The organism is Marinobacter sp. UBA2498, from assembly GCF_002341575.1.
Classification (GTDB): Bacteria; Pseudomonadota; Gammaproteobacteria; order Pseudomonadales; family Oleiphilaceae; genus Marinobacter; species Marinobacter manganoxydans.
Genome location: NZ_DDOI01000065.1, coordinates 46,838 through 57,159 on the forward strand (window position 1 = coordinate 46,838; position 10,322 = coordinate 57,159).

The following is a 10,322-nucleotide window of genomic DNA, read 5'->3' on the forward strand; positions in this document are numbered from 1 at the left end:
TCGGCAAGCCCAACCCGCTGCAGCAGGCTGGCTGCCTTTTCCCTCGACCTTGATACCGCCATACCGCCCAACGCACACGGCATCATCACGTTTTCCAGAGCGGTGAACTCCGGCAACAGGTGATGGAACTGATAGACAAACCCGAGATGGGCATTCCGGAACCGGGCGCGCCGTCCCTCGGAAAGCCGGTGAATGTCTTCGCCACAAATGGAAATCTGGCCGGAAGATGGCTTGTCGAGCCCCCCCAATAAGTTGAGCAACGTGGTTTTTCCGGCACCACTGCTGCCCACTATGGCAACCGTCTCCCCCTGTGTGACTTCGAGCGAGATATCCGAAAAAATGGTGAGCTTGCCGAGACCCTCGTTATAGGTCCGGGTCACCTGACGGCAGTCTATTACCAGGGCAGAGTGTGCCATTGCGGATTGTTCCTTACTCATAACGAAGCGCCTCCGCCGGATCCACCCTGGAGGCCCGCCAGGCCGGATAAATCGTTGCCAACAGACTCATGGCGAGGCCGGCTCCACTGATGATAAACACGTCCTGCCATTGCAGCTGGGAAGGCAGATAGCTGATGAAGTAAACGTCCGCGCTCAGGAACTGGTGGCCGAGCGCTCCCTCCAGCCAGGAAATAAAGGCACTGATGTTGAGCGCTCCGAAAACGCCCAGCGCCGTGCCAACAATGGTTCCGAAGATACCGATGACCGCCCCCTGAACAATGAAGATCCGCATGATGCGTCCCGGTGTTGCCCCCATGGTCCTGAGGATGGCGATGTCACCGGTTTTATCGGTAACCACCATCACCAACGTGGACACGATATTGAATGCAGCGACAGCCACGATAAACATCAGCAGCAGGCCGATCATGGTTTTCTCCATGCGGATGGCCTGGAACAGGTTGCCGTGGGTTCGGGTCCAGTCGGATACGTAATACCGGCCGCCCAGCGACTCAGCAGCCTGCTGCGACACCCTGGGAGCGGCAAAAAGGTCATCCACCAGCAGGCGAATACCCTCGGCTTTGCCCCCGGTCCGCATGAGCTTGGCGGCATCATCCATGTGAATCAGGGTGTAATTGCCATCCAGTTCTGCCCCGACACTGAAGATGCCTTTGACCGTGAACCTTTTGAGCCTGGGCAGGACCCCGGCCGGCGTAACCGAGGCTTCCGGCAGGACCACGGTTACCTTGTCACCGATCTGAAGACGCAGGCTGGCCGCCATCAACCGACCGATGATGATGCCGAATTCACCAGAAACCAGATCGTTGAGACTGCCTTCGACCATGTGGTTTTCAATGATGGAGACCGTTCGTTCCTCCTCCGGGAGAATGCCGTTAAGCACGACCCCGCGAACATTTCCACCGCCGGTAACCATACCCTGCCCCTGTATGAAAGGCGCAGCAGCCAGCACGCGGGGGTGCTGCTGCATCTTCGCGTCGATTGATTGCCAGTCGTCGAGCGGCCCGGCGCCCTGAATGGTAGCGTGGGGCACCATCCCGAGAATTCTCTGCTTAAGCTCCCGATCGAAACCGTTCATGACCGAGAGCACGATGATCAGAACCGCAACTCCCAGCATCAGCCCGATTATGGAGGTCAGGGAAATAAAGGAAATGAAGTGATTGCGGCGTTTGGCGGCCGTGTAACGCAAGCCAATATAGAATGATAAGGGTCTGAACATTGAGAGGTGCCTATTGCTACCTTCCGGTCTGTCGTGGTCTGGTTTTCCCGGGTACCTTCCAGCACGACGGGAAACTGCTAAACTGTTCTGTACCAAATAAAAAATCAGCCTTCCGGAGCCGCGATGCAGTCGTCCGACATCCCCAACGAACCGGTGGACTATTCACCCGAACGGCGGGACTTTTTCCGCATTGAAGACCGGATCGGCCTGGAGATCCGCAAGCTGGCGCCTGGCACCGCAATGGAAGAAGATGCCTTCGACGGCGACCATCTTGAGAGCCTGAAAGCTGAATTCAGGCGGCTGGATCAGGACGTTAAATCCCAGCTTGCCAGCCTTGCCGACAAAGACCGGCTGCTTACCGGACTGATCAAATCCCTGAACGGCAAGCTGGACACGCTTGCGCGCATTATGGCCTTTGAGCAAAATCCGTTGCAACCTGAGGACTGGCAGGAAGTAACCCTGAGCGAGGGTGGGCTGTCGTTCTTTAGCAGCACCCCTGCCTGGCAGCCGGGAGACCGGCTCGCTGTTCGAATGACCCTCCCACCCGAACTTTTCCAGCCCCGCGCAGTTGCCCGAGTTATTGAGGTACACCCCGATTCGTCAGGCGGAGCAAGGGTCCACACCGAATTCGCCCGGATTGAGGACAGCGATCGCCAGCAAATCGCACGACATGTGATGCGGTGGCAGATTCGACAGCGTCAAAAGGAGTAGACTGGGGAAAAACGAGTGACTTTTGCTAATCTTTTTCGGATATTACGCTTTATCCATGTCCTCCCGAGGACATCAGTTTTCATGGAGACCCATCAATGAGAAAGCAAACTACCCTGTTCGGCGCACTGGCAGTGACTGCCACACTGGCCCTTTTCCCGATGATGTCCGCGGTAGCTGAAGAAGTCCGCGTGCCAGTTGGCACCCAGGCCGATCGCGACCAGGCCAGCTTCCCCGGCTCTGGCATGAGCCAGTCATCAGTGCGCGCTTCCTGGGGTGCACCCGTGGAAATTGAAGGTCCCGTGGGCCAGCCACCGATCACCCAGTGGCACTATCAGGGCTTTATCGTGTATTTCGAAGGCGACCGGGTTATCCATACCGTTCTCAAGCCGAATCGCTGAAGGCCCGAGGGGCCTTTCCAGGCTGGAAATTCCCTTCCCATGTCCTGACGTTCAACCAATCGTTGGTTAGAATGGCGTCTTTTATGATTCAAGGTGACGTAGTGACAACCAAACGAGTGTTGCCCGCAGAGTGGGCGCCCCAGAGTGCCGTCATGCTGACCTGGCCCCACCCGGGAACCGACTGGGCAGGCCTGATCGACGAAGTTGAACCGGTGTTCCTCGACATCGCGAAAGCCGTACTCCCACACGAACACCTTGTTATCAGTTGCGAACACGTAGTCCGCCTGCAGGAGCTAGAACGGGACCTCAATCGGTACGCCGCGGACAACGGTTTTCCGGGCCGCGTGAGATCGGTTCCGGCACCGGCGAATGACACCTGGACCCGCGACCATGGCCCCATCACCATTCTCACCGACGAAGGGCCGACACTGCTGGATTTCAGGTTCAACGCCTGGGGCGGAAAGTTCCCCTGGGAAAAGGACGATGCGTTAAATAATCACCTTTTCAATGCTGGCATCTTCGGCACAGCCGGGATGCAGCAGGTCGGTTTTGTGCTGGAAGGGGGTTCATTTGAATCGGATGGTGAAGGCACCCTGCTGACCACATCCGAGTGCCTGCTGACGCCCACCCGAAATCCGGCCATGGATCGCACGGCGATTGAACAGCTGCTTTCCGAGGTGCTGGGAATCCGGCGGATTCTCTGGCTCAACCACGGCTATCTTGCCGGGGATGACACCGACAGCCACATCGATACCCTCGCCCGATTTTGCGCCCCGGATCACATCTGCTACGTGAGTTGCCCAGATGTGGCGGATGAACACTACAGCGCGTTGGCGGCCATGGAGGAGGAACTTCAGGAGTTCCGCCAGGCCGACGGCGCCCCCTACAAGCTGACGCCTCTGCCCTGGCCTGATGCCATTCATGATGAGGATGGTGAGCGTCTTCCGGCCACCTATGCCAACTTCCTGATCATCAACGAAGCGGTTTTGCTTCCCGTTTACGGCGTTGATCAGGATCAGGACGCCATTGCTGTCATGAAAGAGATCTTTCCGACAAGAGCAATAGTGCTGATCAATTGCCGGCCCTTGATTCGTCAGCATGGCAGCCTTCACTGTGTAACCATGCAAATTCCGGCCGGAGTAGTCAGTTGATGAGCAGTGAGTTGCGCAAAAGCCAAATCAATGTTGCCGCCATCCAGCAGGCCTGTAGCAGCGACAAGGCCGCCAGCCTCGCCACTACCGAGAAACTGGTTCGTGAGGCCGTAGCCAGTGGCGCCAACCTGGTGATCCTCCAGGAACTTCACGCCACCTTATATTTCTGCCAGACCGAGGAAACGTCTGTTTTCGAGCTGGCAGAGCCGATTCCCGGTCCTACCAGCAAGCGCCTGTCTGACCTGGCCCGGGAACTGGGTATTGTGCTGGTTGGATCCATTTTCGAACGTCGTATGAACGGCGTGTACCACAACACGGCGGTCGTATTTGAGAAAGACGGCTCCCTGGCAGGGCTGTACCGGAAAATGCACATTCCGGACGACCCGGGGTTCTATGAAAAATTCTACTTCACGCCCGGTGACGCCCAGTTCAACGATGGCCGCAGCGGTTTCACGCCTATCGATACGTCTGTCGGCAGGCTCGGCGTGCTGGTGTGCTGGGACCAGTGGTACCCCGAGGCCGCAAGGCTGATGGCCCTGGCTGGCGCCGAGATCCTGATCTACCCAACTGCGATCGGCTGGGATGTAACGGATGACCCCGATGAACAGGCGCGTCAACTGGACGCCTGGGTCACCGTGCAAAGGGGCCATGCCGTTGCCAACAACCTGCCAGTCGTGGCTCCGAACCGGGTAGGCACCGAACCCGACCCCTCCGGGCACAGCGACGGCATCCGTTTCTGGGGCAACAGTTTTATCTGTGGCCCGCAGGGTGAGTTGCTAGCCCGGGGCGATGACAGCTCCGAATGTATCCTTGCCGTCACCCTGGATCGCAACCGCAGTGAATCGGTTCGCCGTATCTGGCCGTATTTGAGAGATCGCCGAATAGACGCCTACGGCGACATCCTCAAACGCGTAAGGGACTGAGCCCCGAATGAAAAAACTGGTCGATACCGTAGTCAGTGAACTGAACCAGATACTCTTGGGCAAAGACCAACAGGTACGCCTTGCCCTCTGCGGGCTTCTGGCCCGGGGGCACCTGCTGATCGAAGATATCCCCGGCATGGGCAAAACCACTCTTTCTCATGCCCTGGCCAAGGTGATGGGGCTGACGTACCAGCGCATCCAGTTCACCAACGACCTGCTTCCGGCGGATGTGCTGGGTTACTCCATGTACGACAAACAGGCCGGTAGCCTGGTATTCCACCCCGGCCCGATCTTTGCCCAGGTGGTGTTGGCTGATGAAATCAACCGGGCATCACCGCGAACGCAGAGCGCTCTGCTCGAAGCCATGGAAGAACGGCAAGTGTCCATCGAGGGCGAGACCCGGCCACTGCCCCACCCGTTCTTCGTGATTGCCACCCAGAATCCCATCGAGCAGGGCGGCACCTATCCCCTGCCCGAGTCCCAACTGGACCGGTTCCTCATGCGTCTTCGCCTCGGCTATCCGGACCCGCGGGCCGAGCGGGAGCTGCTGGAGGGCGAAGACCGTCGTGCCATGACTGAAAAGCTGCCGACCCTGCTCTCCCAGGCCGACCTGAAAACCCTGCAGGAAGGCGTTACCCGGATAACCGCCAGCCCGGCTCTTCTGGATTACGTGCAGCGGTTGCTGGAACAGAGCCGGAGAATGCCCGGCCTTCTGTACGGGCTTTCGCCCCGGGCGGGATTGGGACTGGTGCGGGCCGCCAAAGCCTGGGCCCTGATGGAGGGGCGTCATCACGTGCTGCCTGACGACATCCAGGCCGTGTTCCCTGCAGTGGCGGCCCACCGTCTCGAACAGGGCGAGTCCGGAAAAAGTGCGGAAAGGGTTCGTCAGCTGTTGGCAACTGTTTCTGTGCTTGAGTAAATAGCAAGGTTTTATAAGCGGAATTGGCCAAAACGAATGGCAGACCGCGCCTTTCATGTTAGCCTTTGCCCCTTTCCCCGAAGCGTCTGGCCCTGAAACCGGGGCCCGGCAACGTACGGCTTTTTCAGTGAGAGAATTCCCAATGAGCGACACCAAACATTCCCGACTGATCATCCTCGGTTCCGGCCCCGCAGGTTACACCGCTGCCGTTTACGCAGCCCGCGCCAACCTGAACCCGACCCTGATTACCGGTATTGAAGTCGGCGGCCAGCTCACCACCACCACCGACGTCGACAACTGGCCCGGCGACAACGACGGCGTTCAGGGCCCGGAGCTCATGCAGCGCATGCTCAAGCACGCCGAACGCTTCGAAACCAGCATCGTCTACGACACCATCAACGAAGCCGACCTTCGTAACCGCCCATTCCGCCTCAAGGGCGATGGCGGCGAGTACACCTGCGACGCCCTGATCATTGCTACCGGCGCCTCCGCCATGTATCTCGGCCTCGAGTCTGAAGAGAAATTCAAAGGCCAGGGCGTCTCCGCCTGCGCCACCTGCGACGGCTTCTTCTACAAGAAGCAGAAAGTTGCCGTTATTGGCGGCGGTAACACCGCGGTCGAAGAGGCTCTGTACCTCTCCAACATTGCCGACGAAGTGACCCTGGTGCACCGCCGCGACAGCCTGCGTGCCGAAAAGATCCTCCAGGACAAACTGTTTGAAAAGGCCGAAAACGGCAACGTCAAGATCGTCTGGGACCACACCCTCGACGAAGTCCTGGGCGACGGCACCGGCGTCACCGGTATGCGCATCAAAAGCACCAAAGACGACTCCACCCAGGAAATGGACCTGGCCGGCGTATTCATCGCCATCGGCCACAAACCCAACACCGACCTGTTCCAGGGCCAGTTGGACATGGAGAACGGCTATATCCGCATCCGCTCCGGCCTCGAAGGCATGGCCACCCAGAGCAGCATTCCCGGCGTATTCGCCGCCGGCGACGTAGCCGACCACGTCTACCGCCAGGCCGTCACCTCCGCCGGCTTCGGCTGCATGGCCGCCCTGGATGCGGAAAAGTTTCTGGATCAGCAAGACTGATTGTGCTTGAGTAAAGAAAAGGAACGCGAACTCAAAAGTTTGCGAAGGTCGGTGGGAGCCGCCTTCTGAAACTGTGCGGAGCCATGGATGGCGGAGCCAAGCGTACAAGGACGTATTCACAGCGTGTTTCAGAAGGCGGCTCCCACCGGCCGGTACTCTGTAAAATAGAACCGAAACATTGCAGTAATTGCCGGAGAAGGATGACCTCACTACCCTGGCTAGACCCGGACCAACTCTGGTTCCCCCCCGCCAACGAAGCCCTGGACGACCCGGACGGCCTTCTCGCCCTCGGCGGCGACCTTTCCACTGAGCGACTCATACTGGCCTACCGGAACGGCATCTTCCCCTGGTACAGCGACGACCAGCCCATTTTGTGGTGGTCACCGAATCCGCGGTGTGTCCTTTTTCCGAACGAAATCCACGTTTCACGGAGCCTGCGCCGGACCCTGAACCAACAACGCTTCCAGGTAACCGCAGACAGACACTTCGGACGAATCATCCGCCTGTGCGCCTCAACCCGTGCCGAAGGTACCTGGATTACCGAGGAAATGATTGCCAGCTACTCAGAGCTGCATCGCATGGGCGTCGCCCACTCCATCGAAATCTGGAACCAGCGTGGTGAATTGGCTGGTGGCATGTACGGACTGGCAATTGGCCGGTGTTTCTTCGGTGAATCCATGTTTTCTCTGGAAACCAACGCGTCCAAAGTTCTCATGGTTCACCTGGCGCACCAGTTACAGCTCTGGGGCTACCGGATCATGGATTGCCAGGTAGAGAGCCGGCACCTGCTTACCATGGGCGCACGGACTATTCCACGGGAAGAGTTTTTATCTATACTCAGGATGACCATCGATCAGAAACCGGATCAGACCGACTGGACCTTCCTATGGCGTTGGCCCGGGCCGGAGGAGTGAATGAGCAATCTCAGAACCCTGGTGTTCTTCGCGACACCACCGCACGATTGCAGCTACCTGCCAGACCGCGAGGCCACCACCATGTTTGTAGATCCGCGGGCTCATATCGACAAAAAGCTTTACAGCCAACTCACGGCTCTCGGCTTTCGCCGCAGCGGATCCCACTACTACCGCCCTCACTGTGAGCAGTGCAATGCCTGCATACCAGTTCGGTTGAAAGTTGATGATTTCAAGCCGGACAGAAGCCAGCGGCGGGTTCTCCGCAAAAACAAGGATTTGCAGTGCACCATGGTGCCCGCCACCTTTGCGGAGAGGTATTACCAGCTCTACGCCAATTACATCGAACAAAGGCACAAGGACGGCGATATGTACCCGCCGACCCGGGAACAGTTCACCTCGTTTCTGGTAGAAGGCGCAACCGATTCCTGGTTTCTGGAAATCCACCAGGGCGAACGGCTGGTAGGACTGGCAGCCGTCGATCTTCTGGACGATGGCCTTTCGGCCATCTATACAGTTTTCGATCCTGATCTGGAGGACCGCAGCCTGGGCACCTTCGCAATCCTCTGGCAAATTGAGGAAGCCCGCCGCAGGGGGCTTCCCCACCTGTACCTTGGTTACTGGATCAAGCAGTGCCGAAAAATGAATTACAAAACACGCTTCCGACCCATCGAAGCACTGAGAGACGGGCACTGGCGTGAACTGGACGCAGGCTAACTTTGCCAAACGCCGATAAATCAGGCAGAATTGCGCAATTTAGAATCACCAGAAGCATATTCAAACGAGGTTTCTACTGAATGCCGAAATCAGATGCCATTGAAATGGAAGGCGTTATTATCGATACCCTTCCAAACACCATGTTCCGCGTTGAGCTGAGCAACGGTCATGTTGTGACAGCCCATATCTCCGGAAAGATGCGCAAGAACTACATCCGCATCCTGACAGGTGACAAGGTCAAGGTTGAGCTGACTCCCTATGACCTGAGCAAGGGCCGGATCGTATATCGCGCCCGTTGATGCTCCCATGACATCTGAAAGCCCCTTCGGGGGCTTTTTTCGTCAGGGCACAAAAAAACCGCTGCCGGTTACCCGGCCAGCGGTTTTTCTTTAATCGAGCCTGTCTCAGACCGCCTCTGCAGGCTCGTCCTCGTACTCGAATACCAGCTCGTCATCCCGCAGGTGGATGAAGACATCCCCGCCTTTCTCTGAAAGGCGCCCGAACAGGATCTGCTCGGCCAGCGGCCGCTTGATCTTGTCCTGGATCAGGCGGGACATGGGGCGGGCGCCCATGGTGACGTCATAGCCCTTCTCGGCCAGCCAGGCCTTCGCCTCGTCATCCACATGCAGAACCACATGCTTCTCATCCAGCTGCGCCTGCAGCTCGGTGAGGAACTTGTCAACCACGTGGGTGATGGTATCGATCTGCAGGTCGCCGAACTGGATGATACCGTCCAGGCGATTGCGGAATTCCGGCGTGAAGGTCTTGCTGATAATTTCCATGCCGTCGGTGCTGTGATCCTGCTCGCTGAAGCCAATAGAGCGACGAGCCATGCTCTCGGCACCAGCGTTGGTGGTCATTACCAGAATCACGTGGCGGAAATCTGCCTTGCGGCCGTTGTTATCGGTCAGCGTACCGTGATCCATGACCTGCAACAGGAGGTTGAACACTTCCGGATGGGCCTTCTCGATCTCGTCCAGCAGCAGGACACAGTGCGGATGCTTGTTCACCGACTCGGTCAACAGGCCACCCTGATCGTACCCAACGTAGCCCGGAGGCGCACCGATCAGCCGTGATACGGTGTGCCGCTCCATATACTCCGACATGTCAAAGCGTACCAGTTCGATACCCAGAACCTTGGCCAACTGCTTGGTAACCTCGGTTTTACCGACACCGGTCGGCCCTGCGAACAGGAAGGCACCCTCTGGCTTCTCAGGGGCCTTGAGCCCGGCGCGAGCCAGCTTGATAGCAGTGGACAGCGATTCGATGGCCGGATCCTGACCAAAGACCGTCATCTTCAGATCCCGCTCCAGATTCCGCAGCAGATCCTTGTCGCTGGTAGACACGTTCTTCGGTGGGATACGGGCAATATTTGCAACCACATCCTCGATCTCGGTGACATCAACGGTCTTCTTACGCTTGCCTTCCGGCTGCAGCCGCTGGCGCGCGCCCGCCTCGTCAATGACGTCAATCGCCTTGTCCGGTAGGTGACGATCAGTAATGTAACGGTCGGACAGCTCTGCAGCCACCCGAAGCGCCTTGTCGGTGTATTTGAGATCGTGGTGCTTTTCAAAATTCGGCTTGAGGCCCTTCAGGATCTGGTAGGTGTCCTCAACACTGGGCTCGTTCACATCGATTTTCTGGAAACGGCGCGCCAGGGCACTGTCTTTCTCGAAAATACCCCGGAACTCCTGGAACGTTGTAGAGCCAATGCACCGGATTTCACCCGAACTGAGCATGGGCTTCAACAGATTCGACGCATCCATCACGCCGCCGGAGGCAGAGCCCGCTCCGATGATGGTGTGGATCTCGTCGATGAACAGGA

The 10,322-nt window shown here is 58.0% G+C and carries 12 protein-coding genes; 9 read left to right on the forward strand and 3 right to left on the reverse strand.

Features of this window, described 5'->3' with window-relative positions:
• Together B2W52_RS09140 and B2W52_RS09145 are read right to left on the reverse strand one after the other, a co-directional pair.
• Positions 1 to 416: ABC transporter ATP-binding protein (locus tag B2W52_RS09140; protein ID WP_286802638.1), on the reverse strand; the 416-nt coding region annotated here is incomplete at its 3' end.
• A gap of 13 nt (positions 417 to 429) precedes the next feature.
• A complete protein-coding gene (locus tag B2W52_RS09145; protein ID WP_008169188.1) occupies positions 430 to 1,671 on the reverse strand; it encodes a lipoprotein-releasing ABC transporter permease subunit in 1,242 nt (413 codons plus the stop codon).
• Positions 1,672 to 1,794: 123 nt separating this feature from the next.
• Between B2W52_RS09145 and B2W52_RS09150 the strand changes: the two genes are divergently transcribed.
• The 9 genes from B2W52_RS09150 to infA all read left to right on the forward strand — a co-directional run bounded on the left by B2W52_RS09150 (position 1,795) and on the right by infA (position 8,796).
• Positions 1,795 to 2,382: a PilZ domain-containing protein gene (locus B2W52_RS09150; protein WP_008169189.1), complete on the forward strand. Its 588-nt coding sequence runs from the start codon at positions 1,795 to 1,797 to the stop codon at positions 2,380 to 2,382.
• Between the two features lie 95 nt (positions 2,383 to 2,477).
• Positions 2,478 to 2,780 carry a hypothetical protein gene (locus B2W52_RS09155; RefSeq protein WP_008169190.1) on the forward strand — a complete coding sequence of 101 codons (303 nt, stop codon included), beginning with the start codon at positions 2,478 to 2,480 and terminating at the stop codon, positions 2,778 to 2,780.
• 101 nt (positions 2,781 to 2,881) lie between these two features.
• Positions 2,882 to 3,931, forward strand: coding sequence for an agmatine deiminase family protein (locus tag B2W52_RS09160; RefSeq protein ID WP_286802620.1), 1,050 nt, complete (start codon positions 2,882 to 2,884; stop codon positions 3,929 to 3,931).
• A complete protein-coding gene (locus B2W52_RS09165) occupies positions 3,931 to 4,854 on the forward strand; it encodes a carbon-nitrogen hydrolase (protein WP_008169193.1) in 924 nt (307 codons plus the stop codon). Before B2W52_RS09160 ends, B2W52_RS09165 begins: the two co-directional genes overlap by 1 nt.
• Before the next feature lie 7 nt (positions 4,855 to 4,861).
• On the forward strand, positions 4,862 to 5,773 hold the full coding sequence (locus B2W52_RS09170; RefSeq protein WP_014577419.1) for an AAA family ATPase: 912 nt from the start codon (positions 4,862 to 4,864) through the stop codon (positions 5,771 to 5,773).
• Between the two features lie 142 nt (positions 5,774 to 5,915).
• Entirely contained in the window at positions 5,916 to 6,869 is a 954-nt protein-coding gene (gene trxB / locus B2W52_RS09175) for a thioredoxin-disulfide reductase (protein WP_008169196.1), read from the forward strand.
• A 200-nt stretch (positions 6,870 to 7,069) separates the two neighbouring features.
• Positions 7,070 to 7,783 (forward strand): leucyl/phenylalanyl-tRNA--protein transferase, encoded by a 714-nt coding sequence (aat, locus tag B2W52_RS09180; RefSeq protein WP_008169197.1) that lies wholly within the window; start codon positions 7,070 to 7,072, stop codon positions 7,781 to 7,783.
• Entirely contained in the window at positions 7,784 to 8,497 is a 714-nt protein-coding gene (locus B2W52_RS09185) for an arginyltransferase (RefSeq protein WP_008169199.1), read from the forward strand.
• An 80-nt stretch (positions 8,498 to 8,577) separates the two neighbouring features.
• Positions 8,578 to 8,796, forward strand: coding sequence for a translation initiation factor IF-1 (gene infA / locus B2W52_RS09190; RefSeq protein ID WP_008169200.1), 219 nt, complete (start codon positions 8,578 to 8,580; stop codon positions 8,794 to 8,796).
• Between the two features lie 105 nt (positions 8,797 to 8,901).
• Here the strand turns inward: infA and B2W52_RS09195 are convergent.
• The coding region (locus B2W52_RS09195) for an AAA family ATPase (RefSeq protein WP_286802629.1) at positions 8,902 to 10,322 on the reverse strand (1,421 nt) is incomplete at its 5' end.

What these genes read in the sequence shown, in the direction of transcription:
- B2W52_RS09145 (WP_008169188.1), bottom strand. Translation starts at nt 1,671, where the DNA reads ATGTTCAGACCCTTATCATTCTATATTGGCTTGCGTTACACGGCCGCC.
- B2W52_RS09150 (WP_008169189.1), top strand. Translation starts at nt 1,795, where the DNA reads ATGCAGTCGTCCGACATCCCCAACGAACCGGTGGACTATTCACCCGAA.
- B2W52_RS09155 (WP_008169190.1), top strand. Translation starts at nt 2,478, where the DNA reads ATGAGAAAGCAAACTACCCTGTTCGGCGCACTGGCAGTGACTGCCACA.
- B2W52_RS09165 (WP_008169193.1), top strand. Translation starts at nt 3,931, where the DNA reads ATGAGCAGTGAGTTGCGCAAAAGCCAAATCAATGTTGCCGCCATCCAG.
- B2W52_RS09170 (WP_014577419.1), top strand. Translation starts at nt 4,862, where the DNA reads ATGAAAAAACTGGTCGATACCGTAGTCAGTGAACTGAACCAGATACTC.
- trxB (WP_008169196.1), top strand. Translation starts at nt 5,916, where the DNA reads ATGAGCGACACCAAACATTCCCGACTGATCATCCTCGGTTCCGGCCCC.
- aat (WP_008169197.1), top strand. Translation starts at nt 7,070, where the DNA reads ATGACCTCACTACCCTGGCTAGACCCGGACCAACTCTGGTTCCCCCCC.
- B2W52_RS09185 (WP_008169199.1), top strand. Translation starts at nt 7,784, where the DNA reads ATGAGCAATCTCAGAACCCTGGTGTTCTTCGCGACACCACCGCACGAT.
- infA (WP_008169200.1), top strand. Translation starts at nt 8,578, where the DNA reads ATGCCGAAATCAGATGCCATTGAAATGGAAGGCGTTATTATCGATACC.